Annotated in this window: 24 protein-coding genes and 2 tRNA genes; 24 read left to right on the top strand and 2 right to left on the bottom strand. The window is 41.5% G+C overall.

Annotated features, from left to right (window positions below; translation table 11 throughout):
- The first annotated feature begins 106 nt into the window (after positions 1-106).
- The 9 genes from IEW67_RS01885 (at position 107) to uvrC (ending at position 10,503) form a co-directional block, all read left to right on the top strand.
- The gene (locus IEW67_RS01885) at positions 107-2,449 is read left to right on the top strand and encodes an endonuclease MutS2 (RefSeq protein ID WP_188631349.1); all 2,343 of its coding nucleotides are present in this window, start codon (positions 107-109) and stop codon (positions 2,447-2,449) included.
- Between the two features lie 21 nt (positions 2,450-2,470).
- Entirely contained in the window at positions 2,471-2,884 is a 414-nt protein-coding gene (locus IEW67_RS01880) for a DUF350 domain-containing protein (protein WP_188631348.1), read from the top strand.
- Between the two features lie 172 nt (positions 2,885-3,056).
- Entirely contained in the window at positions 3,057-4,733 is a 1,677-nt protein-coding gene (locus tag IEW67_RS01875) for an AMP-binding protein (protein WP_188631347.1), read from the top strand.
- A gap of 136 nt (positions 4,734-4,869) precedes the next feature.
- Complete coding sequence (gene fadR, locus IEW67_RS01870) at positions 4,870-5,457, top strand: fatty acid metabolism transcriptional regulator FadR (protein ID WP_188631346.1); 588 nt, start codon at positions 4,870-4,872, stop codon at positions 5,455-5,457.
- A 110-nt stretch (positions 5,458-5,567) separates the two neighbouring features.
- Complete coding sequence (locus tag IEW67_RS01865) at positions 5,568-6,341, top strand: enoyl-CoA hydratase (RefSeq protein WP_188631345.1); 774 nt, start codon at positions 5,568-5,570, stop codon at positions 6,339-6,341.
- A gap of 26 nt (positions 6,342-6,367) precedes the next feature.
- Entirely contained in the window at positions 6,368-7,141 is a 774-nt protein-coding gene (locus tag IEW67_RS01860) for an electron transfer flavoprotein subunit beta/FixA family protein (protein WP_188631344.1), read from the top strand.
- A 27-nt stretch (positions 7,142-7,168) separates the two neighbouring features.
- Complete coding sequence (locus tag IEW67_RS01855) at positions 7,169-8,134, top strand: electron transfer flavoprotein subunit alpha/FixB family protein (RefSeq protein ID WP_188631343.1); 966 nt, start codon at positions 7,169-7,171, stop codon at positions 8,132-8,134.
- A 153-nt stretch (positions 8,135-8,287) separates the two neighbouring features.
- A complete protein-coding gene (gene trxA, locus IEW67_RS01850; RefSeq protein ID WP_010532457.1) occupies positions 8,288-8,605 on the top strand; it encodes a thioredoxin in 318 nt (105 codons plus the stop codon).
- Between the two features lie 104 nt (positions 8,606-8,709).
- Positions 8,710-10,503 carry an excinuclease ABC subunit UvrC gene (gene uvrC / locus IEW67_RS01845; protein ID WP_188631342.1) on the top strand — a complete coding sequence of 598 codons (1,794 nt, stop codon included), beginning with the start codon at positions 8,710-8,712 and terminating at the stop codon, positions 10,501-10,503.
- 19 nt (positions 10,504-10,522) lie between these two features.
- On the opposite strand, the gene IEW67_RS01840 is transcribed toward uvrC, so the two are convergent.
- Positions 10,523-10,960 (bottom strand): YslB family protein, encoded by a 438-nt coding sequence (locus IEW67_RS01840; RefSeq protein WP_188631341.1) that lies wholly within the window; start codon positions 10,958-10,960, stop codon positions 10,523-10,525.
- A gap of 285 nt (positions 10,961-11,245) precedes the next feature.
- Here IEW67_RS01840 and IEW67_RS01835 point away from each other — a divergent pair, with 285 nt between their 5' ends.
- The 4 genes from IEW67_RS01835 (at position 11,246) to IEW67_RS01820 (ending at position 14,944) form a co-directional block, all read left to right on the top strand.
- Positions 11,246-11,866 (top strand): succinate dehydrogenase cytochrome b558 subunit, encoded by a 621-nt coding sequence (locus tag IEW67_RS01835; RefSeq protein WP_188631340.1) that lies wholly within the window; start codon positions 11,246-11,248, stop codon positions 11,864-11,866.
- Positions 11,867-11,894: 28 nt separating this feature from the next.
- Entirely contained in the window at positions 11,895-13,664 is a 1,770-nt protein-coding gene (gene sdhA / locus IEW67_RS01830) for a succinate dehydrogenase flavoprotein subunit (RefSeq protein ID WP_188631339.1), read from the top strand.
- A gap of 2 nt (positions 13,665-13,666) precedes the next feature.
- Positions 13,667-14,431 carry a succinate dehydrogenase iron-sulfur subunit gene (gene sdhB / locus IEW67_RS01825; RefSeq protein ID WP_188631338.1) on the top strand — a complete coding sequence of 255 codons (765 nt, stop codon included), beginning with the start codon at positions 13,667-13,669 and terminating at the stop codon, positions 14,429-14,431.
- A gap of 72 nt (positions 14,432-14,503) precedes the next feature.
- The gene (locus IEW67_RS01820; protein ID WP_188631381.1) at positions 14,504-14,944 is read left to right on the top strand and encodes an acyl-CoA thioesterase; all 441 of its coding nucleotides are present in this window, start codon (positions 14,504-14,506) and stop codon (positions 14,942-14,944) included.
- A gap of 96 nt (positions 14,945-15,040) precedes the next feature.
- Here the strand turns inward: IEW67_RS01820 and IEW67_RS01815 are convergent, their stop codons facing one another.
- The gene (locus IEW67_RS01815) at positions 15,041-15,265 is read right to left on the bottom strand and encodes a helix-turn-helix domain-containing protein (RefSeq protein WP_188631337.1); all 225 of its coding nucleotides are present in this window, start codon (positions 15,263-15,265) and stop codon (positions 15,041-15,043) included.
- Between the two features lie 251 nt (positions 15,266-15,516).
- Here IEW67_RS01815 and IEW67_RS01810 point away from each other — a divergent pair, with 251 nt between their 5' ends.
- The 11 genes from IEW67_RS01810 (at position 15,517) to clpX (ending at position 24,863) form a co-directional block, all read left to right on the top strand.
- A complete protein-coding gene (locus IEW67_RS01810) occupies positions 15,517-15,966 on the top strand; it encodes a MarR family winged helix-turn-helix transcriptional regulator (protein ID WP_188631336.1) in 450 nt (149 codons plus the stop codon).
- A 21-nt stretch (positions 15,967-15,987) separates the two neighbouring features.
- Complete coding sequence (racE, locus tag IEW67_RS01805) at positions 15,988-16,809, top strand: glutamate racemase (protein WP_188631335.1); 822 nt, start codon at positions 15,988-15,990, stop codon at positions 16,807-16,809.
- Between the two features lie 116 nt (positions 16,810-16,925).
- Positions 16,926-18,038, top strand: a complete 1,113-nt coding sequence (locus IEW67_RS01800) for a GerMN domain-containing protein (protein WP_188631334.1) — start codon at positions 16,926-16,928, stop codon at positions 18,036-18,038.
- A gap of 147 nt (positions 18,039-18,185) precedes the next feature.
- Entirely contained in the window at positions 18,186-18,953 is a 768-nt protein-coding gene (gene rph, locus IEW67_RS01795) for a ribonuclease PH (RefSeq protein ID WP_188631333.1), read from the top strand.
- Complete coding sequence (locus IEW67_RS01790) at positions 18,950-19,540, top strand: XTP/dITP diphosphatase (protein ID WP_188631332.1); 591 nt, start codon at positions 18,950-18,952, stop codon at positions 19,538-19,540. The genes rph and IEW67_RS01790 overlap by 4 nt, the downstream gene beginning before the upstream one ends.
- 17 nt (positions 19,541-19,557) lie before the next feature.
- Positions 19,558-20,070, top strand: a complete 513-nt coding sequence (locus IEW67_RS01785; RefSeq protein WP_188631331.1) for a metallophosphoesterase family protein — start codon at positions 19,558-19,560, stop codon at positions 20,068-20,070.
- A gap of 392 nt (positions 20,071-20,462) precedes the next feature.
- A tRNA-Gly gene (locus IEW67_RS01780) sits at positions 20,463-20,536 on the top strand.
- A gap of 12 nt (positions 20,537-20,548) precedes the next feature.
- Positions 20,549-20,622 (top strand) — tRNA-Arg (locus tag IEW67_RS01775).
- Between the two features lie 153 nt (positions 20,623-20,775).
- Positions 20,776-21,756 (top strand): tetratricopeptide repeat protein, encoded by a 981-nt coding sequence (locus IEW67_RS01770; RefSeq protein ID WP_188631330.1) that lies wholly within the window; start codon positions 20,776-20,778, stop codon positions 21,754-21,756.
- 142 nt (positions 21,757-21,898) lie between these two features.
- Positions 21,899-23,185 carry a trigger factor gene (tig, locus tag IEW67_RS01765; protein ID WP_188631329.1) on the top strand — a complete coding sequence of 429 codons (1,287 nt, stop codon included), beginning with the start codon at positions 21,899-21,901 and terminating at the stop codon, positions 23,183-23,185.
- Positions 23,186-23,582: 397 nt separating this feature from the next.
- Positions 23,583-24,863: an ATP-dependent protease ATP-binding subunit ClpX gene (gene clpX / locus IEW67_RS01760; RefSeq protein WP_188631328.1), complete on the top strand. Its 1,281-nt coding sequence runs from the start codon at positions 23,583-23,585 to the stop codon at positions 24,861-24,863.
- Positions 24,864-25,030: the final 167 nt, after the last annotated feature.

The following is a 25,030-nucleotide window of genomic DNA, read 5'->3' as shown; positions in this document are numbered from 1 at the left end:
TAAAGTGCATGTTCAAAAAAGAAGATGAAAACACCAGTCTTTTTGAACAATCTCTTAAAGGTGATAATCAAAAACTGCTTGCAACTGCATGAAGGAGATAATCCTGATGAACGAACGACTTTTTAAAACATTGGAATTCAACAAGATAATAGAGAAATTAAATAAGCAGACAGCAACCTCAGTTGGAAAAGAGCTGGCCACCCGGCTAAAACCCTCTGTTGATATTGATGAAGTAAGGGAAATGCACAGGGAAACGGATGAAGCAAGCCATATTCTGCGATTAAATATGACCATTCCATTGGGCGGAATAACTGATATTCGTAGTGCCATTAAGCGAAGTGTTATTGGTGGTGTTTTGTCAACGGAGGAATGTCTAGACGTTGCCAATACTTTATATGGAGGACGTCAGACAAAAATGTTTTTGGAGAAAACAGAAGAAGATTTGCCCATTTTAAAAGGTTTTGCCGAAAGAATCATGACATTGCGCAGACTGGAAACTGATATCAAGAGCTGTATTGATGATAGAGGTAATATGATGGATAGTGCGTCTGTAAAATTACGCAGTATCCGCTCCTCTATTCGGACTTATGAAAGCAGAGTTCGGGATAACCTTGACAGTTATACTAAATCACAAAGCAAAATGTTATCAGACGCTATTATAACCATTCGCAATGAACGTTATGTTCTGCCGGTGAAACAGGAATATCGCGGGGCTGTCGGAGGTATCGTTCACGATCAATCAGCCTCTGGCGCGACACTATTTATGGAACCAAAAGCAGTTGTTGATTTAAATAACCAGCTTCAGGAGGCGCAATTGAAAGAGAAGCAGGAAGTTGATCGGATCCTCCGCGAGTTAAGCGGAAAGATCGCCGAGGACGAAGCAATCCTTGCAGAGAATGTTTCGGTTTTGGCTAAAATTGACTTTATTTCAGCAAGGGCAAAATTGGGAAGGGACTTTAATGCTGCTATGCCTGCCATCAATGATCATGGCATTATCAATGTTAAACAGGCGCGCCATCCGTTAATCCCTGAAGATGAGGTTGTCCCCAATGATGTTATCCTTGGAAAGGATTATACATCGATCGTCATTACCGGACCAAACACAGGCGGTAAAACAGTGGCTCTTAAAATGATCGGACTGTTTACATTAATGGCACAATCCGGTCTTCAAATTCCTGCTGCTGACGGCTGTGAAATGACTGTATTTGAAGGTATTTTTGCTGATATTGGTGATGAGCAGTCGATCGAGCAGAATTTAAGCACGTTCTCGTCGCATATGACGAACATTGTTTCGATATTGAGCAAGATTGATCATAAATCCCTCGTTTTGTTTGATGAACTGGGTGCAGGCACGGATCCACAGGAAGGTGCTGCTCTTGCTATGTCCATTTTGGATGATGTTATTTCCCGCGGTGCGCGGGTTGTAGCGACAACACACTACCCGGAATTGAAGGCTTATGGCTATAATCGCGACAATGCCGTTAACGCATCAGTTGAATTTGATGTGGAAACACTCAAACCTACTTACCGATTATTAATCGGTGTGCCTGGCAGAAGTAACGCTTTCGATATAGCGGCGCGTCTTGGCCTTGATCAAAGAGTTATTGCTCAGGCGAGAGATCAGATTGGTGTCAATTCCGAAAGTGTAGAGAATATGATAGCTTCACTTGATACATCCCGGCGTCAGGCTGAGGCCGATTACGAGAAGGCGCACAACATCTTGCAGGAAAGCGAAAAATTACGCGATGACCTCAAAAAGGCATGGCAGCATTATGAAAATGACCGTGAAAATTTATATAAAAAAGCTGAGGAAAAGGCGGATAAAGCATTGCAGAAAGCGCGCGATGAAGCAGAAATGATCGTTGACGAAATACGTCATATGAAATCCGGCGCACAATTGAAGGAACATGAATGGATTGAAGCCCGGAAAATGCTTGAAGAAGCACAGCCGGACCTGTCAGCTAAAAAGTCGAATAAATCGAAACCGCGTCCTGATTCTGTACAGGAACTAAAAGCAGGTGATGAAATTAAGCTGCTATCTGCAAATCAGCGGGGTACTGTACTTGAAAAACTGAATGACCAGGACTATCTGATCCAGGTTGGTATCATGAAAGTACAAGTAAAACGCAATGAGATACAGCCCGTTAAACACGAAAGTTCTGTGAATGAAAAAACGCTTGCCACCGTTAAGGGTTCCAACTATCATGTTAAAACAGAGCTGGATCTTCGCGGTGAGCGTTATGAAGATGCGATGGGGCACTTGGAAAAATATCTAGATGATGCGCTGCTTGCCGGATATCCTAAAGTTTTTATTATTCACGGAAAAGGTACCGGTGCACTTCGCAAGGGTGTGAAGGAATTTGCAAAAAATCATTCCCGCATTGCATCGGACAGACCAGGGTCAGCAGGTGAAGGCGGCAGTGGTGTAACCGTGCTTGAATTAAAGTGATCAGCAGAGGGGTTTGGTAATATGGCTGATTTTTGGGGAAATATTTTTGTGGAGACTGCTGCAAGGTATAGTGTTGTCATCCTTTGCACGATTGTGTTTTTAGCCATCTTTGAATTTGTTACATCATACCATAACTGGCATGAGATTAAAGATGGTAATTTAGCAGTTGCGATGGCAACCGGTGGTAAAATATTTGGTATTGCAACGATTTTCCGGTATTCCATTGAACACAATGATACACTGTTTGAAAGCATTGGGTGGGGCGTTTTTGGGTTTGTTCTATTGCTGTTTGGCTACTTCATTTTTGAATTTATGACACCTTCCATTAACACGGATGAGGAAATCGGAAAAGGAAACAAGGCGATAGGACTCATATCAATGCTTATTTCTGCCGGTTTAGCATTCGTCATTGGGGCGAGTATTGGAGGAGGTTAACATGTTTTTGGAAAAACTGGCAAAATGGATGTTTATCGTAGCTGCCATATTTATCATTGTCGGGTTTATTTATTTCATTTAGAAAAATTCAAAAAAATAAGTAGTTAAATTTCAAAAAACACTTATTTATCGATATAATAAAAATAGCATACAAATAAAGGGGGAATCTCCTATGGTAGAGGAAAAACGTTGGCATAACCATTATCCTGATGAAATCCCGACAACCATTGCCTATGATGAAAAGCCGCTTGATTCTTTTCTGCAATCGGCGGCTGTACGTTACCCTAATAAGAAAGCGCTTCACTTTATGGGGAAGGAAATGACATTTGCAGAAGTCTATACGGAAGCAAAAAAACTGGCCGCTTATTTTCAGTCACTGGGTCTAAAAAAGGGTGACAGAGTTGCTATAATGCTTCCTAATAGTCCGCAGGCTGTTATAAGTTATTATGGTGCATTGCTTGCAGGAGGGATCGTAGTACAAACCAATCCGCTTTACAAAGAAAGAGAACTGGAATTTCAGTTGAATGACGCCGGTGCAACATTTATTGTCTGTCTCGACATATTGCTTCCTCGTATCAGCCATGTCCGTGCGAATACGCCCCTGAAGCATACGATTGTTACAAGCATTAAAGATTATTTGCCTTTTCCAAAAAATCTTGTTTATCCATTCATTCAGAAGAAAGATTATAAAATGGTTGTGAAAGTAGAACCATCGGGGAATACACACGTTTGGAAAACGGTGATGGAAGAAGGAACTGAAAACTATACTCCGGTCACTATTGATGCGAAGGAAGATGTGGCATTGCTGCAATATACGGGCGGGACAACCGGGAATCCTAAAGGTGTTATGCTGACACATTTTAACCTGGTTTCCAACGTCCAAATGTGCCGTCATTGGTTATACAAATCCAACCCTGGTGAGAAAGTGATGGGTGTACTTCCGTTTTTTCATGTATACGGGATGACCGCTGTCATGAATATATCGATCATGTATGGATATGAAATGATCTTAATGCCTAAATTTAATGCCGAAGACGTCCTGAAAACTATCCACAAACAAAAACCGGTGTTATTCCCGGGAGCTCCAACGATCTATGTTGCACTGTTGAATCACCCGAATTTGGAAAAATATGACCTGTCTTCGATTGAAGCCTGCATCAGTGGATCTGCCCCATTACCAATCGAAGTGCAGCAACAGTTTGAGAAGGTTACAAATGGCCATCTCGTGGAAGGATACGGTCTTACCGAATCATCCCCCGTTACACATGCAAACTTCATATGGCACAAGCGTGTTAACGGAAGTATTGGCGTACCGTGGCCTGATACTGATGCGAAAATCATTATTGAAACGGGGTCGGAAGCAGCTATAGGGGAAATTGGCGAAATTGCCGTCAAAGGGCCCCAAGTCATGAAAGGATACTGGAATAACAAGGAAGAAACGGACAACGTCTTAAAAGATGGGTGGTTATTCACAGGCGACATGGGTTATATGGATGAGAACGGCTATTTTTATGTTGCCGACCGGAAGAAGAATGTTATTATTGCCGGTGGATTCAATATTTATCCGCGGGAAGTCGAAGAAGTATTATACGAACATGAAGCAGTTCAGGAAGCTGTGGTAGCAGGTGTTCCGGACCCATACCGGGGTGAAACTGCCAAAGCTTATGTCGTGCTTAAAGATGGTCATACAATTGATGAAAAAGAATTAAATGCCTATTGCCGAAATAATCTTGCGGCATTTAAGGTTCCGAAAATATACGAGTTCCGCAACGAACTGCCAAAAACAGCTGTCGGAAAAATTTTGCGCCGCCAGCTTGTCGAAGAAGAAAAAAATAAAGAAAGCATTTAATACGTGGGCTCCCTTATTTTTTTATCAAATTTTAGACCAAGCTGTATATTGACAGATTCATTTTGTTTTTATACACTAGAAAATGAATGATTATTCATTCATTTTCAAGGTTACTGTGTTTGCCAAGGAGATAAAAATGAAGAAAAACAAACCAAAATATAATCAAATTATCGAAGCGGCCGTAGAAGTAATCGCAGAAAATGGATACCATGCTTCACAAGTGTCCAGGATTGCTAAAAAGGCCGGCGTGGCTGATGGCACCATCTATCTCTATTTTAATAATAAGGAGGATATTCTAATATCCGTTTTTGAAGAAAAAATGGGACAGTTTATCGAAAAGATTGCTTGCGGTATCAGCAAAATGAATAATGCTGAAGAAAAGTTATTAAAGCTGATTCAAATGCATTTCCACCAGCTTTCTGAAGATCCTCATCTGGCTATTGTGACCCAGTTGGAACTAAGACAGTCAAATACGGATTTAAGGTTAAAAATTAATCAGATATTAAAGCCCTATTTGACCGTTATTGATGATATAATCGTAGAGGGGACCAAGGAAAATATTTTTCGAGACGATTTGAATGTTCTGCTTGTAAGACAAATGATTTTCGGTACTCTGGACGAAATTATGACGAACTGGGTCATGAAAGAACAAAAATACAATCTTGCCCAGGAGGCTTTGCAAGTTCAGTCATTCATTATTAATGGTCTTTCCGTAAGAGAATAAGGTTGTTTTGCTAAAGGTTGTTGTTCAGCTGCAAACAGACGTTTTCTGCTTCTCATAATAAACAACAGCAATCAGTGCTTGACAACCAATAAAATAAAGGGGGGATTGATTTGACGACTATTGCTTATGAAGTTGAAAGTAACGTAGCGGTTTTGACGATACAAAGTCCGCCGGCAAATGCATTATCAAGTGGTTTATTAGATGAATTAAGCAACAGGCTTGACGAAATTGAAAACGATAACACAGCAAAAGCAACCGTCCTTAAGGGAGAAGGTAAGTTCTTTTCGGCAGGTGCCGATATAAAAGAATTCACCGCATTGCAAAATGATTCCGACTATGAGGCTTTATCCAAAAAGGGGCATCAGCTGTTTAAAAGAATTGAACACTTTAAGATGCCGGTCATTGCCGCGATCCACGGAGCCGCTTTGGGAGGGGGGCTTGAACTTGCCATGGCCTGTCACATCCGGATAGCTGGTGAAGATGCCAATCTTGGTCTGCCCGAAGTAACATTGGGAATCATTCCTGGTTTTGCCGGAACACAGCGTCTGCCGCAATACGTTGGGACAGCAAAAGCATATGAGATGATTTTAACCGGACAACCTGTTACGGGAAAGGAAGCAAAAGAGTTAGGGCTGGTAAACCGGACTGTTCAGGACGGAGAAGTCTTCAAGAAAGCTTTTGAGCTTGCACAGTCAATTGCCGCTAAAAGCAAGCTTTCGATTGAAGCGGTTATGAGGCTGATTCCTTATTCGAAGTCAGAGCAGTTTGCCAATGGTGTTGCGGAAGAAGCTAAAGCATTTGCGGAGGTATTCGGAACAGAAGATGCTGCAGAAGGCATTCAGGCCTTTAATGAAAAGCGGAAACCGAACTTTCGTGATAGATAAATTGATAGAGACAGGGAGGAACTAATATGAATATCTATGTATTGCTGAAAAGAACGTTTGATACAGAAGAAAAGATCATCGTATCTGACGGGCGAATTGAAGATGAAAGTGCTGAATACATTATAAATCCGTATGATGAATACGCAGTAGAAGAAGCAATAAAACAGCGTGACGAGCATGGTGGCGAAGTGACCGTTGTGACTGTGGGGGACGAAGAATCCGAAAAACAGCTGCGCACGGCGCTTGCGATGGGAGCGGATAAAGCTGTCCTGATCAACACAGAAGAGGATCTTGAGGACGGTGACCAGTTTACCACGGCTCAAATCCTGCAAGCTTATTTTGAAGATCAAGAAGCTGACCTTATCCTGGGAGGAAATGTGGCCATCGATGAAGCAAGTGGTCAGGTCGGCCCAAGACTTGCAGAAGGCCTGGGAATGAATTATGTGACAACTATAACATCATTGGAGATTAACGGAGACATAGCTAACATTGATAAAGATGTTGAAGGCGATGTTGAGAAAATCGAAACAGGGCTTCCGGTGCTTGCCACTTGTCAGCAAGGTCTGAACGAGCCGCGGTATCCATCACTTCCGGGGATTATGAAAGCCAAGAAAAAGCCACTGGAAGAACTGGAGATAGATGATCTGGATCTTGATGAAGATGATGTCGAAGCAAAAACTGAAACAATTGAGATATTCCTGCCTCCTGAAAAAGAAGCAGGACGTGTTCTGGAAGGCGAGATTGATGATCAAGTGAAAGAATTGATCTCCCTGCTTAAAGATGATGCAAAAGTACTTTAATCATTACGGAGAGGAGCGAGGAACAGTATGAAATTATTAGTCATAGGGGAAGCAAGAGACGGGGAATTGCGTCATGTAACATTTGAAGCAATCGCAGCTGCCAAAAAGATAGATTCCGATGCGGAGATTGTTGGCGTATTGTGCGGCAGTGAAGATGGGAGTGATTCAGCCCAGGAAGTTATCTGCCACGGCGCAGACCGTGTTGTAACGGTGAAGCATGATAATCTGGAATCATATACGTCTGAAGGCTATTCCCAGGCGGTTATGGCAGTTATTGAAGAGGAATCTCCGGATGGTATTGTCATGGGGCATACTGCAATCGGAAAAGATTTGACACCAAAGCTTGCTGCAAAACTTGAATCCGGCTTAATTTCAGACGCCACTGATATTGAAAATGATGGTGATAAACCTGTATTTATCAGACCGATTTATTCCGGAAAGGCATTTGAGAAAAAGGTTATTTCAAGCGGTTTAACGTTCGTAACAATCCGCCCGAACAATATACCGGCATTAGATCGTGATGCGTCACGCTCAGGCGATGTAACATCAAAAGACGTTGATATTAAAGATATCAAAACGGTTATTAAAGATGTCATCCGCAAGGCTTCTGAAGGTGTCGATCTGTCTGAAGCAAACGTTATTATTGCCGGCGGACGCGGTGTTAAAAGCGCAGAAGGCTTTGAACCGCTATATGAATTGGCCGATGTGTTGGGAGGGGCAGTTGGAGCGTCCCGTGGTGCATGTGATGCAGAATACTGTGATTATTCCCTGCAAATTGGCCAGACCGGTAAAGTGGTAACACCTGATTTATATATTGCTGTCGGGATTTCCGGAGCCATCCAGCATTTAGCCGGAATGTCGAATTCGAAAGTCATTGTTGCCATCAATAAGGATCCGGAAGCAAATATTTTCAATGTGGCGGATTATGGCATTGTCGGGGACATATTCGAAGTTATTCCGAAACTGACGGAAGAACTGAAACAAAAAGTTTAGGTGCTGTTATAAAAGGTTTGATCGCATTTCGGCCGGATCTTTACGCTAACGAATGCTCCTTTCTCGTTGACTGAATAAGCAAAGTATTCGCGAGAAACCACTAACGATGATATACTCAAACCGTATTATAGTGAGTAAGGAGGGAATTTTATAATGGCAATTGAACATGTAACTGACCAGAATTTTGGCCAGGAAACAGCGGAAGGTCTAGTACTGGCGGATTTTTGGGCACCTTGGTGTGGACCATGCAAAATGATAGCACCTGTGTTGGAAGAAATAGACGGTGAAATGGAAGATAAAGTGCAAATTGTTAAACTTGATGTTGACGAAAATCAGGAAACCGCCGGAAAATATGGTGTTATGAGTATACCGACACTTCTGCTTTTCAAAGATGGAAAAGTTGTCGATCAGGTTGTTGGTTTCCAGCCAAAAGAAGCGTTAGTTGATTTAATTAACAAACACGCCTCTTAAGGTGTATAATATTAGTTGGAACTTCTGATAGAATCCCTTGTCACATGGAGTGACAAGGGATTCTATGTAATTTGGTACCATTTTATCGGGGGATGAGTTTGCAGATGAACCAGAAACTAAGTGAAAAACTGGCAGTTTTGCCGGCGCAGCCAGGTTGTTATCTAATGAAAGACAAAAATAGGACTGTCATTTATGTCGGGAAATCGAAAAAGCTCCGGAATAGAGTCCGTTCTTATTTTACTGGTGCAAATGACCGGAAGACACAGCGCCTGGTTCAGGAGATACAGGATTTTGAGTATATCGTGACCACATCCGAAATGGAAGCATTGATTCTGGAGATGAATTTAATTAAGAAATATGACCCCAGATACAATGTTCGTCTGAAAGATGATAAATCATACCCATATTTAAAAATTACTTCAGAGCGGCATCCGCGTCTGCTTATCACACGTAATATCAAAAAAGATAAAGGTAAGTATTTCGGTCCTTACACCAATGTACTGGCGGCAAGAGAAGCCAAAAAGTTGCTCGACCGGCTGTACCCACTGCGTAAGTGCAATAATCCGCCAGGACGCCCATGCATTTATTATCATATGGGGCAATGTCTGGCATGCAGTGAAAAACCGGTGCCTCAGGAAACATACAAAAAAATCACACAGAATATCACATCATTTTTACAAGGCGGATATCAAGAGATCAAAAAAGACTTGACCGCAAAGATGCACGAAGCAAGTAAAGATCTGAATTTTGAACGGGCTAAAGAACTTCGTGATCTCATCCAGCATCTGGAGACTGTCATGGAACGTCAGCACATGACATTAAATGATCAGGTTGATAGAGATATATTCGGCTACAGTTATGATAAAGGATGGATGTGCATTCAAGTGTTCTTCGTCAGACAAGGGAAATTGATTGAACGGGATGTCTCGATCTTTCCATTTTTTGATGATCCTGATGACACGTTTATAAGTTTTATCGGGCGATTCTATTTACATCAGCGCCATTTGAAACCTAAACAGCTGCTGGTTCCGGTTGGAACGGATACTGATATATTAAGTGAATTATTGGAGTTAAATGTACACACGCCATTTCGGGGAAGAAAAAAAGAACTTGTCGAGTTGGCCATGAAAAATGCTGACATTGCACTCAATGAAAAATTCACTTTAATTGAACGGAATGAAGAGAGGACGATCCAGGCAGTGGAAAAGCTCGGTGAATCCTTGAATATTGAGACGCCTCACCGGATTGAAGCATTTGATAATTCTAATATACAAGGAACCGACCCGGTCTCAGCTATGGTTGTATTTTCAGATGGCAAACCTGATAAAAAAGAGTATCGCAAATATAAAATCAGGGATGTTCAAGGCCCGGATGATTATGAGACGATGCGGGAAGTCATTCGGCGTCGGTATACTAGAGTTTTAAAAGAGGAACAACCGTTGCCCGATTTGATTATTGTCGATGGCGGCAAGGGGCAGATGAGCGCTGCGCTGGATGTTCTTGAAAATGAGCTTGGTTTGGATATTCCATTATGTGGCCTTGTGAAGGATGACAAACACAAGACGAGCGAATTGCTATATGGCAATCCCCCTGCCATTATGCCATTGTCAAGGAAATCCCAGGCTTTTTATTTAGTGCAACGGGTGCAAGATGAAGTTCACCGGTTTGCAATCTCTTTTCACAGACAATTGCGCGGGAAAAATTTGGTGCAGTCAGAACTCGATAAAATCCCGGGGGTAGGCAAGCAGCGAAGACGGTTGTTGCTGAGGCATTTCAAAAATGTGAGCGAGATCAAAAAGGCCTCTGTGGAGAACATTACAAAGCTGGGTGTACCACAGGATGTCGCTAAAAAAATACTGTCACACCTGAATGATGAAGAGGGAAGCGGAACCACATAAGTTATCCCGCTTCCCTTAGTTAATCCGTGAACATGACGGTGAATTCGACTTGGTGAATTTTTTTATGTAATTCCTCTCTGCATTCACACGAGCGTTCTTTAACGCGTTCAATTGATTCAGACAAAAAACCTGCTTCGAGCCGGAATTCGGTATTTAAAGGAGCATTGAGACGGTAAACGACAGAATCGGCCATCAATTGAAACACAAGTTCATTCTTTTTTTCTTTAATCAGCTCCAAGTGTCCCCACCCTAACTTTTCGAATGCATAAATAATATCTGATACGTTTTGAATCTCCAACTTTCTGGAGAGATTCTTTCCCATAAAATACAGGAGGGTAGGTGATTCCTGTCCGAAAATATCGGGTAAGCCGATGTATCGAATAACATCATAACCAGCTCCGGTTGTATGTAATTGATCTAGAAGTGTGATAGGCATGGAATCATGATCTTTTGACATTGATGTCATCCTTTCCCCAATACAAATGCACAGCAAATACATTGCTTCAGTTTAATATTTTTCTATCCTTATTATCTATGCAACGGCATCAAAGTGCAAGTGACGTCGCTAAGATTTTTATGGCGTGTCATTGAAGTACATGTCCTTTTCTTGACGCCTTATATAGTTAGAAGTACAATAAATATGTCATAAATTGTACATTTTTGGGCAATAAAAGTATAGAGATTTATTGTTAAAAATGTGCATCTTGTAAAACATAACATCTTAAACGAGGGGGGTAAACACATGGCAGAACATCGAGAGTTTTTTTACAAAAGGCTCCATTCCCTGTTAGGCGTCATTCCAATCGGAATTTTCCTTACACAGCACCTTATTGTCAACCATTTTGCTGTATATGGAGAGGAAAGTTTTAATCAAGCGGCAGCATTTATGCATGATTTGCCATTTCGATTAGTACTTGAAATATTGGTTATTTATCTGCCGATTTTATTCCATGCAATTTTAGGGGTCTATATTGTCCTAACCGGTACAGGCAATACGTCAAAGTATGGGTATTTCCGTAACTGGATGTATTTAATGCAGCGGATAACCGGTATCATTACGTTTGTATTTATTGCGTGGCACGTATGGGAGACACGTGTTCAGATTGGTCTTGGCAACGTAGAATTGGATTACAATTTGATGGAAAATATTCTTTCCAATCCGGTTATGTTTTGGTTCTATATTCTTGGTGTTATATCTACAACATTCCATTTCGCCAACGGGCTTTGGAGTTTCCTTGTTTCATGGGGTATTACACAATCACCAAAGTCACAGAAGATTGCTACATACGCAACACTGATCGTCTTCCTGGCTCTTAGCTATGTTGGTGTCAGAGCACTAATTCAATTTGCTTACGGAGTTTAATACAGAGAACAAGGAGTGAGTAATCGATATGAGTAATCGTAAAGTTATTGTTGTCGGCGGCGGTTTAGCTGGTCTGATGGCAACAATCAAAGCAGCAGAAGCAGGTGTGAATGTTGATTTGTTTTCTATAGTACCTGTGAAACGTTCTCACTCTGTGTGTGCTCAAGGTGGAATCAATGGTGCGGTTAATACCAAAGGTGAAGGGGATTCGCCATGGATTCACTTTGACGATACAGTTTACGGCGGGGACTTTCTTGCCAATCAAGAGCCGGTTAAAGCAATGTGTGACGCAGCCCCAAGCATTATTAATATGCTTGACCGCATGGGTGTTATGTTCAACCGGACACCTGAAGGGCTGCTTGACTTCCGCCGTTTCGGAGGTACACAGCATCACCGCACAGCATATGCAGGAGCGACAACCGGTCAGCAACTGCTGTACGCATTAGATGAGCAAGTACGCCGGTATGAAGTGGAAGGTCTGGTTAATAAATATGAAAGCTGGGAATTCGTGGGTGCCATCATTGATGAGGACAACACCGGACGTGGAATAGTTGGTCAAAACATCCGATCCCATGAGATCAAATCCTTTCCTTCTGATGCTGTCATCATGGCAACCGGTGGCCCCGGAATTATTTTTGGTAAATCGACCAACTCAATGATTAATACCGGTTCGGCAGCCAGCATTCTATATCGGCAGGGCGCCAAGTATGCAAATGGTGAATTTATTCAGATCCATCCAACTGCCATCCCCGGTGATGATAAACTCCGTTTGATGAGCGAGTCTGCTCGCGGTGAGGGTGGACGGATTTGGACATATAAAGACGGCGAGCCATGGTACTTTCTTGAGGAAAAGTATCCGGCTTACGGTAACCTGGTGCCGCGTGATATTGCAACAAGGGAAATTTTTGACGTTTGTGTTCATCAGAAACTGGGCATAAACGGGGAGAACATGGTTTACCTTGATTTGTCCCATAAAGATCCGAAAGAACTGGACGTTAAACTGGGCGGCATAATGGAAATATATGAAAAATTTGTTGGCGATGATCCACGTAAAGTGCCGATGAAAATTTTCCCTGCTGTCCATTATTCAATGGGTGGTCTATGGGTTGACTACAAGCAGATGACCAGTATTCCGGGCATTTTCGCTGCGGGTGAGTGTGATTTTTCTCAGCATGGTGCAAACCGTTTGGGAGCGAATTCATTGCTCTCGGCTATATATGGCGGATCAGTTGCCGGTCCGAATGCGATTGAATATATTGATGGTTTGGAAAAACACGTCGATGATATTCCTTCAAAACTGTTTGAAGACAGAGAAAAAGAAGAACAAGAGAGATTTGAAAACTTAATGCAGATGGACGGTACTGAAAATGCTTACCAGATTCATAAAGAACTGGGAGAATTAATGACAGATAACGTAACCGTTGTCCGATACAATGATAAATTAAAAGAGACAGATAAGAAAATCCAGGAGCTGATGGAACGTTGGGAAGACATAAATATTAATGACACATCCCGCTGGAACAACCAAGGTGTTATGTTTACCCGTCAGCTCGGAAGCATGCTCCATTTGGCACGCGTGATAACCAACGGTGCTCTGAAGCGTGATGAAACACGCGGTGCACATTACAAACCGGATTTTCCTGAACGTGACGACGAAAACTTCCTGAAAACAACAATTGCTCAATACGATGAAAAGACCAATGACCCTGTCATCACGTATGAGGAAATTGATTTATCACATATTCCGCCACGTAAACGCGATTACACTCAAAAAAATGAACACGGAGGGAGTAAGTAATAATGGCTGAAGCAAGTACTGTTACGTTTATTATTACCCGTCAGGACAGCCCGGAATCTTCACCCTATGAAGAGACGTTTGACATCCCGTATAAACCGGGTATGAATGTTATTTCCGGGCTTATGGAAATCCGCAGAAATCCTGTGAACGCCAATGGGGAAGATACGGCGCCGGTTCAATGGGATATGAACTGTCTTGAAGAAGTTTGCGGTGCATGTTCTATGGTTATTAACGGAACAGCGCGGCAGTCATGCGCCGCGCTCGTTGATGAGCTTGAACAGCCAATCCGCTTAGAACCAATGAGTACCTTCCCGGTTATTCGGGATCTGTTTGTCGACAGGGAACAGATGTTTGATGCATTGAAGCAAATTAAAGCATGGATTCCAATTGACGGAACGTATGATCTCGGTCCCGGTCCCCGCATGCCGGAGAAAAAACGGCAATGGGCTTATGAATTATCCAAATGTATGACCTGTGGAGTTTGTCTTGAAGCATGCCCTAATGTGAACGATAAGTCGGACTTCATTGGTCCTGCAGCTTTATCGCAAGCTCGTTTGTTCAATGCACATCCAACTGGTGAAATGAATGCGAGTGAGCGCTTGGAAGGATTGATGGAAGATGGAGGTATTGGTGGCTGCAGTAACGCACAAAACTGTGTGCAGGTTTGCCCAAAAGGGATTCCGCTGACAACGTCGATTGCCGCTATGAACCGTTCAACCAATATCCAGGCATTCAAGAACTTCTTTGGCAGTGACGAAGCTCATTAACCTATGAATCTATGAATTTCATGACCCTTGTCAGGCTATGGCAAGGGTTATTTTACTAAGGGGGCATTCATGTTGAGTAAAGTTTCATATATTGATAATCTGGAAAATTGGCGATCTGAATTTTCTTTCTGTATTCCAATTAAGATACGTTTCTCTGAAACTGACATGTTCGGGCATGTGAATAATGTGTCACCGTTTATTTATTTTGAAGAAGGACGCATTGAATTCCTGAAGTCCATTGGTATGTTTGATAACGACTACAGTGGCAGTATGCCTATTGTGGCAGACCTGCAATGCGATTATCTTAAACAAATGTATTTTAACGAAAAACTGAATCTGTATGTGAAAGCTGACCAAATCGGAACGACGTCATTTGATGTTCATTACATGGGACTTAAGAGTGAAGGCGAACTCTGTCTGACCGGACGAGGGAGAATGGTATACATAGATCCTGAGACCGGTAATCCGGTGCCATTATCCGAGTCCATGAAAAGCAGTCTGAAAGCAATATAGATATGTGGTTATGTTATAAACATTTCGTTACCATTGTAATGAATGAAACATAAGCGATTAGAAAAAACCGACTTCCATTAAGAAAGTCGGTTTTTCTCAGAGTTGTAACTCCCCCATCCGAAGAAGTTCTACTACTGCTTGTGATCGCCCCTTGACTCCTAATTTTTGCATTGAATTGGAAATGTGGTTCCGGACCGTTTTTTCAGATATAAACAATTCCTGGGCAATTTCCTTTGTTGTTTTATCTTGTACTAAGAGTTCGAAGACTTCTTTTTCGCGTTTTGTTAGCAGCTGCTTTGGTTTGTACTTGTTGTCCTTCAAATGATAACCCCTCCTTGCTGTCAAAGAGCTGCAGATGAAGGGTGAATTATTTAGTCACTACTAGCGTATGAAAATGTCAGTAAACGGTGAGCACATTTTACAAGGAAGTTTAATATTATGGCAGTAGTCCATTACATGACATTTCAACGTGCTGACTTTATTTTGTTGTGCGTGAGAAGCGCTGCTATTTTTGTCATGATGTGTTAAAATACGTATACAAAAACGGAAATTTCCGGAGGGGGTCGCCCGTATTGAATCGTGAAATATCGACAGAAGCCATTGCGAATCTTGAGAAACGATTACGTTACATATCAGGTATGATCAAGCAGAATGGGAGGCAAATACTGAACAACTATCCGATTACTTCACCACAGTTTATCGCCCTCCAGTTTTTGATCGAAGGAGATTTAACAATCGGAGAGCTGTCGAATAAGAATGGCTTAGCGTTCAGTACTACGACAGATCTGGTGGACCGCCTGGAAAAGAATAAGCTGGTTGAACGGGTCAAAGATACAAATGATCGGCGTGTCGTAAGAATTCATGTGTTGCCAAAAGGCCGGACGATAATAGAGGAGGTCATTGAAAAACGCCAGGAATATTTAGGGGGCGTTTTGAAGAATTTTTCAAAAGACCAGACAGAATCATTAAACGAAATGCTTGCGTTTTTGTATGAGGAAATGCAGCATATCAACCATACATAACATCATGAAGAGGCGATTATTTTGAATAAGGCAATAGGTGTGATCGATTCCGGTGTAGGCGGTCTGACAGTTGTCCATGAGTTAATGCGGCAGCTGCCAAAAGAAAGTCTGATTTATTTGGGTGATACACTCAGGTGTCCGTATGGGCCGAGATCAGAAGAAGAGATAAAAAAGTTTACATGGGAAATGGCAGATTTCCTGCTTCAAAAAAACATTAAGCTACTCGTTGTGGCATGTAATACAGCAACAGCATTTACATTAGAGGAGCTGCAGCAACAACTATCGATCCCTGTGATTGGAGTTATCAAACCCGGTGCACGCGCAGCTGTCAAGTTTACGACAAACAGCCATATAGGTGTTATTGGTACGGAAGGAACAATCCGAAGCAATGCTTATACAAAGGCGCTGAAAAGCATCGACACCGGTATCCACGTTAATCCGCTGGCATGTCCATTATTTGTACCGATGGTTGAACAGGGTATGTTGTCAGGGGCGGAGGCTGAGGAGATGGTTGAAGAAACGCTTTCACCTATGAAAGAACAAAGCCATATTGATACACTGATTCTTGGCTGTACACATTATCCTTTAATCAAGGATACCATACAAAAGGTAATCAGCAGTCAGGTTAAAGTGATTTCGTCAAGTGAAGAAACTGCACGTGAAGTCAGTACGATACTTGAATTTTACGATCAATTAAACGAAGGGGAAAAATCACCGGCACATCGTTTTTATACGACGGGGGAAATGGGGGTCTTTGCGAAAATTACAGAAGGGATTTTTAAAGAATCGGCTGATTATTTTGAGTCTGTTACTATTGAAAAAGCTGTCCTTTTGTATTACTGATGACTAACTGAAGATTCACTTATAACGTCCTCCCATAATTTTTTGTTAGTTGATTGGTCTAAAATTCTGCTAAGCTCGTATATATAATAGTACAAACCATCGTAGGAGGGAAAAACATGCAGAAGCGCAGTCTAATGTTAATGGGCCTGACGGTGTTTCTTACTATTATATTATCCGGATGTTTTCAGGGAGAGCAATCATTGGATAACAAAAAAGGGGAGATCGATCCACCGAAGGATGCTGAAGCTGTCGATGATTTAGCCGACAAAACAAGTAGCAAAGCAAATAAAGAAGAAAAACAAAAAGAAAAAGAGAGTCAAAAAAAAGAACCTGAAAAGGACACATCGTCAGCAACAGTAAACACACAATTATATTTGCTTGATTCAAATGGGATGGTGGCATCACAGAGACTGGAGCTGCCTCAACCGGAATCAAATACCGTAGCAAAGCAATCATTGGAGTATCTGGTGAAAGATGGACCTGTTACGTCGCTGCTCCCAAATGGTTTCCAAGCTGTTTTACCTGTAGGAACGCAAATTCTTGGATTGGAATTACAAGATGACGGAACAATTATAGTTGATGTTTCCGAGGATATTAAAAACTATAAAGCAGAAAATGAGTTGGAAATTCTGCAGGCGATGACATACACGGTAACCCAATTTGAAAATGTTGATGAAATGAAGCTGCGAATAAACGGAAACCCGCAGGATACCATGCCGGTTGATGGCACACCGATTGGGGATGGTTATTCAAGAATGAATGGTATAAACCTGGTTCAATCTAATACAGATTTGTTGAGTGGAAAGCCGGTCACATTGTATTATCCATCAACACAGGGGGAGAATGAGTATTTTGTTCCTGTAACTCAACATATTGATGTTGAAGACAATGATCTGTATGGATCCATGATTCAGGCGTTAATGCAAGGACCGGTGGTTGAAACCAATTTAGAGCATGTTTTTAACAGCTCTGCAGAATTGAGTACTAACCCTACTTTAAAAGAAGGTGTGCTTGAAGTAGTCTTCAATCAGCAGGTATTACAGGATGCCGATCAGGCTGTCATTTCCAATGATGTAATGGAGACCCTTGTACGGACTCTGACACAAGATAAAGCTGTGGAAGCGGTGGAAGTGAAAGTTGAGGATGTCGAGACACTGTTCAATGAAAACGGCGAACCATATACCGAACCGGTTTCCAAGCAAACATTTATATCGCGTAAAAAATTGTAATCTCATGAATTATCCGAAAACGTTGCAAAAGGCTGCACAAGCAGTCTTTTTTCTTCGTGCATACGCGTTCATAATTCATGTGTATTAGTATAAAATATGTTAGGATAAATGATGTGTTGATGCATAATGAAGGAGGCATAAGTTCTATTGAGACATGATCAACGACAACATAATGAACTGAGGCCAGTGACCATAACGCCGGATTTTGTTAAACATCCGGAAGGGTCTGTCCTAATTGAATTTGGGGATACAAAAGTAATTTGCAATGCAAGTATTGAAGATCGAGTGCCCCCTTTTATGCGCGGCCAGGGGAAAGGTTGGATTACAGCAGAATACGCAATGCTTCCACGGGCAACAGAGCAACGAAATATCCGCGAATCCTCCAAGGGAAAAGTAAGCGGAAGAACGATGGAAATCCAACGCTTAATAGGACGAGCTCTAAGATCAGTAGTAGACTTGAATCAGATTGGCGAACGGACCGTATGGGTTGACTGTGATGTTATCCAGGCTGATGGGGGCACGCGTACCGCCTCAATCACCGGGGCATTTGTTGCCGTAGTTCTAGCTTTTGATAAACTGCTTCAAGCTAAAACGATTAAAAAAATGCCTGTTACAGATTTTTTGGCAGCCATTTCAGTCGGAATCGCTTCGAATGGGACAGAACTGCTTGATTTAAATTACCAGGAGGACTCCGAAGCTTCTGTTGATATGAATGTAGTGATGACAGGTGCAGGCGAGTTTATTGAAATCCAGGGGACAGGTGAAGAAGCAACGTTCACAATCAATCAGTTGCAGACAATGCTTGACCTTGCTGATGTCGGCATGCGTCAATTGAATGCCACTCAAAAATCGATATTGGGTAAGCTTGCTGACCAAGTCGGTGAGACAAAAAAAGCAAAGGAAGATACCCCATGAAAGACATGATTATTGCAACAAAAAACAGCGGCAAAACGAAAGAATTCAAAACCTTTTTTGCTGAATACGATATAAATGCTATGTCACTTCCTGAACTTTCACATGAAATTGAAGATATTGAGGAAACAGGTACGACATTTGAAGAAAATGCTGCATTGAAGGCCGAGCAAATAGCAGAATTGTTGCAGATACCAGTTTTAGCTGACGACTCCGGTCTGGTGATTGATGCACTTGATGGACGTCCTGGTGTTTTTTCAGCCAGATTTGCCGGTGAGCCGAAAGATGACCAGAAAAACATCGACAAAGTGTTGGCTGAATTAGAGGGAGTGGCCGATCGTACCGCACGTTTTGTTTGTGTGCTGGCGGTATCTGTGCCAGGAGAAAAAACAGTATTTAAAAAAGGATACTGCGATGGCAGAATTGCTGATGCCCAAGCAGGTCATAATGGGTTTGGATATGATCCGATATTTATTCCAAAAGGTTACCCACAAACAATGGCACAGCTTTCTTCAGACGAAAAAAACCGAATTAGTCATCGGAGCGATGCGATTCATCAACTGCGGGACTGGGTCAAAAATCTGAGGTAACTAAATGAGGTGATACTATGCCAAGTGTTTTGATTGTCAGTGACAGTCATGGTTCGAAAGAAGAACTTGAGGTGATTAACAAACGTCATGACATTGAGCATAAAATCCATTGCGGTGATTCAGAACTTGAAATGGATGATCCGGTATTGGAAGGGTTTATTAAAGTAATCGGGAATTGTGATTCTGATGCCAGATTTCCTGAAGAACAGGTTAGCACGATGGATGACCTTACGTTTTTTGTTGCCCATGGTCACTTGCATCAGGTAAAATCGAATCCACTTTCGATTGCCTACCGGGCTGAAGAAAATCATGCACAGGTGGTCTGTTTTGGTCATACCCATATTGCCGGTGCAGAAAAAGTCGGCAATCAATTGCTGATAAATCCGGGAAGTGTTTTGTTGCCGCGAACCAGGCCGGAACAAACTTATGCCATTATGGAGTGGAAAACATTGGATAATATTGAAATCCATTTTTATACGGTTACCGGGGAACTCGTTGAGGACTTATCGTTAAAAACTTCTTTGCAATGAATGCGCAAGCTAGTGAAAGAAATCGGCTCAGCTGCCGATTTCTGTAAAGCTTGCCAAGTTTTAGTCTATTTTACTAACGTAAACTATTGACAAAAAGATTTGTAATGCATATAATTAATTTTGTCCGTCAAACATGGAGCTTAATACATAAGGTTGTGTGCCAGAAGCAGATCCCTGTTTCAAAATCGGATCGTGAGTAATAATAGAGGTTGTTCAAAAAGTCCGGTAAACATGACACTTCGAATTTCTTCGTTGGCTTGTTTCTCCGCCGCTCATGTATCTAAAGACATACATTCCGCTGCTCGAAACTGCGCCGTTTCGAACTTCTTGGTCCTTTTTATCCTCCTTTTTGAACACGCACTACTAATAAAGAAAAAATTATTATTTATCGTGCGGGTGTAGTTTAGTGGTAAAACCTCAGCCTTCCAAGCTGATGTCGTGGGTTCGATTCCCATCACCCGCTCCATATATACACTATGTCCCAGTAGCTCAGCAGGATAGAGCAACAGCCTTCTAAGCTGTAGGTCGCAGGTTCGAATCCTGCCTGGGACGCTTGAGCGTATGAGGAAACCCGGAATGATCATATTTGGGTTTCTTTTTTCATATACTTTTAAAATCGTTCGGTCAAAATTTGCGGGTTTTAATTTCCTGCATCCAGGGTATGGCTATTTATTAAGGGCTTTTAATACAGAAAGGAGTGAATTTATGGAAGGTAACAGGGAAAATGTCATTCTTTTCCCGAAATGGCGGACAGTTCTTGAAGAAGAAAGTCTTACAGCCTTGAAAGATAAAAGATATAAAGAAGCACTAGTCAAACTTAATCAGCTTCTGGAATTTGATGTTCAGAACCATGAGATAACCATCGGAAAGCTAATGTGTCTGATGGAGCTCAATCGCTATAAGGAAGCACAGGATTTTTGCGAAGGATTATTAATACATAAAGATGAACATTACTATCAGTACGTCCATATTTACTTAACGATTTTGTTTCAGACAAGCCAATACTATTTATTAATGGAGCAGGTTGAACGAGAAAACGAAAAAAATATGGTACCGGATGATATGAAAGAACAATTCCAGCAATTGTATGAAATGAGCCGTAAAATGCGGCATGAATTTCGCATTGAAAAGTCCCCTGAATACATTAATGAATTATTTAACGCTGTTGAAGGGGGCGGGCATCTCCATCAATATAGACTTATTGAACAAATCCGTAAAATGGAATTAACCCCAACAAAGCGAATAAAGGCTCTTTTAACGGATGAACGGGTACATCCGGTTGCGAAAACAGCCATTTTTATGTGGCTGCAGGAAAAAGGTGTTTCTGAAGAAGTTGCGATACATAAATTGGGCATGGAATATCAGGCAGCACCGGATGCCATACCGGAATTAGATTCCCATCCGACTGTAAAACAAGCATTATTGTCGATCAGTGATGAAGAGCAGGCAAACCCCACTTTATTCCGGTTAATGGAACAGTTATTGCATCATTATTTTTACGTCCGGTACCCATTGATGCCAGCGGAAAACGAAGCTTATTCCATCGCTGCTGCGCTAACCAAAATAGGTGAAAATTACCTGGACATACATATGAAAACAGCGAGCAACGACGATGATCGTTTAACCCAATATATGGATGAGATTAAAATGTGCGAGGCTTTATATTCCACCATTATAGACGTGTGAACAATGAATCAGTTGGCGGTATTGCTTGAAAGGCTACATAATTATGTTATAATGAGTTGGTTGAAATTTTGCTTATTATCAATCGGACGTATTGTAATACACCGTCATCATTAATGGAATAATAGATTTTGGAGGGTATAGTATGTCAGCAAAATGGGAAAAACAAGAAGGAAATCAAGGGGTACTGACGATTGAAGTTAGTGCCGACGAATTTGACAAAGCGTTGGATCAGGCGTTTAAAAAAGTTGTGAAAGATGTGCAAATTCCGGGCTTCCGCAAAGGAAAAGTACCGCGTAAAATTTTTGAAAAGCGTTTCGGGGTTGAATCTCTTTATCAAGATGCGGTCGATATTGTGCTGCCTGATGCTTATGCAAATGCTGTAGAAGAAACAGGAATTGAACCGATTGAACAGCCGGAAGTTGATATCGAGGAAATTGAGAAAGGAAAAGACCTCATTTTCAAGGCTACAGTCAATGTTAAACCGGAAGTCACTCTGGGTGAATACAAAGGTCTTGAGGTTGAAGAACAGTCAGTTGAAGTAACAGACGAAGATGTGGAGCACGAAATCGAGCACCAGCGTGAACATCATGCCGAGTTGATTGTTAAAGAAGAGGGAACTGTTGAAGAAGGCGACACTGCCGTCATTGATTTTGAAGGTTTTGTTGACGGTGAAGCGTTTGAAGGCGGCAAAGGTGAAGACTACTCGCTGGAAATTGGTTCCAACCAATTCATTCCAGGTTTTGAGGAGCAATTAGTCGGTAAAGCCTCAGACGAAGAAACTGAGATAACGATCACATTCCCTGAGGACTATCATGCAGAGCACTTGGCAGGAAAAGAAGCTGTGTTTAACGTAACCATTCATGACATTAAAACAAAAGAACTACCGGAATTAGATGATGAATTTGCTAAAGATGTTGATGAAGAAGTTGAAACACTGGATGAATTGAAAGAGAAGAAAAAAGAAGAACTTCAGAGTCAAAGAGAACAAGATGCTGAAAATCAGAAACGTGAAACATTGATCGAAAAGGCTTCGGATAATGCAGAAGTTGTCATTCCCGATGCTATGGTTGAGACGGAATTGGACCGCATGCTCCAGGAATTTGAACAGCGTCTGCAAATGCAGGGCATGACATTGGACATGTACTACCAATTCTCGGGACAGGACAAAGATGCTCTGAAAGAACAAATGCGTGAAGATGCTGAAAAACGCGTCAAAACAAATCTGACACTCGAAGCTATTTTTAACGAAGAGAATCTTGAAGTGACGGATGACGATGTTGAAAAAGAATTGGGCAACATGGCATCAATGTATGGAACAGATGTTGATCAGCTTAAACAGATGCTAGGCGGAAATACAGATGCACTTAAAGAAGATCTTAAAGGAAGAAAATCAATTGAATTTTTGGTCGAACATAGCCAAACTGTATAAAAGCGACTCAATTTAATAGCTATGGTAAAGCAAGGTGTGATAGTTCGCACCTTGCTTTATAACGTCAGAAAGTATAAATAGTGGATGACCTTATGAGAAAAGCTTCGGCATTCGCTATAAGACGAGGCGAACGCCGAGTTTTTCTAAAACTTTATCCGTCTTATCAGGGAACCAAAAAGGATAACTATTTCTTTCAATGATTTTTGTTATCTAACCTGTCCGGTTAACATACGATAGTTAAAGGATTACAGCATCGTGCCGTGGTTGTCTTAAAAAATCATTTTCTGCGGAAGAGTTATTGTTTTGTTTTCACATTTTGATTTGGTATGATGACGTTAAGTTGAAATGTACACAAATAACAATAGAAGCAGATTTAAACTTTTAGGAGTGAAATGTCATGTTTAAATTTAATGAAGAAAAAGGACAGTTAAAATGCTCGTTTTGCGGCAAGGGTCAGGATCAGGTCCGTAAATTAGTAGCAGGACCGGGCGTTTATATATGTGATGAATGTATTGAATTATGCACTGAAATCGTGGAAGAGGAACTTGGTACTGAAGAAGCTACTGAGTTTGAAGAGCTTCCTAAGCCAAGAGAAATAAATGAAACGCTCGACGATTATGTTATTGGCCAGGAAGAAGCTAAAAAGAATTTGTCTGTGGCAGTGTATAACCACTATAAACGGATTAATACAACCAAAAATAGCGCCGATGATGTGGAATTGGCCAAGAGTAATATTGCTATGCTTGGTCCGACCGGTTCCGGTAAAACTTTGCTGGCGCAAACACTTGCCAGAATCCTGAATGTTCCATTTGCAATGGCCGATGCTACGTCATTGACTGAAGCTGGCTATGTTGGGGAAGATGTTGAAAATATTCTGTTAAAATTGATTCAAGCAGCTGATTATGATGTGGAAAAAGCAGAAAAAGGCATCATTTACATCGATGAAATCGATAAGGTTGCCCGTAAATCAGAAAATCCTTCCATAACTCGTGACGTATCAGGTGAAGGCGTTCAACAGGCACTTCTGAAAATCCTGGAAGGAACAGTGGCGAGTGTACCACCTCAGGGAGGACGCAAGCACCCGCATCAGGAATTCATTCAGATTGATACAAGTAACGTATTGTTTATTGTCGGCGGAGCATTTGATGGTATTGATCAAATCGTTAAACGCCGTTTGGGCAAAAAAGTTATCGGCTTCGGTTCTGATCAAGAGCAGGAAGATTTGGATCAGAGCGAACTGCTTCAGAAAGTATTGCCTGAGGATCTGCTGCGCTATGGTCTGATACCGGAATTTATCGGCAGAATCCCTGTCGTTGGCAGTCTGACCCCCCTTGACGAAGATGCCTTAGTGGAAATTCTGACAAAACCAAAAAATGCACTGGTTAAACAATATGTTAGACTTTTTGAAATTGATGACGTTGAGCTCGAATTTGAGGAAGAAGCACTCAGATCTATTGCAAACAGAGCTATTGAGCGTAAGACAGGTGCGCGTGGTCTGAGATCGATTATTGAAAGTATTATGCTGGATGTAATGTTTGAGTTACCTTCCCGTGAAGATATCGAAAAATGCATCATCACAAAAGATACAGTTGAACTGGAAAATGGAAGGCCGAAATTGGTATTCCGTGACGGTACTGTAAGGGATGAAAATGAAAATCTCCCAAGAGAGAGTGCATAATCCAGACGAGAAAATTTAATAATATGGGACTGACTTTTGCGGCTCCTCTATTCAAAAATAATCGAGAGGAATTTATGCAGATGTCAGTCTCTTTCTATGTTTACTGAAAAAACTGAGTAATATTTTTCGCTCAGGCAACACTAATTGTCAGCTATAATTATTTACAA

The sequence above is a fragment of the Lentibacillus kapialis genome (genome assembly GCF_014646635.1).
Classification (GTDB): Bacteria; Bacillota; Bacilli; order Bacillales; family Amphibacillaceae; genus Lentibacillus; species Lentibacillus kapialis.
This window is presented reverse-complemented; position numbering and strand designations above follow the sequence as displayed.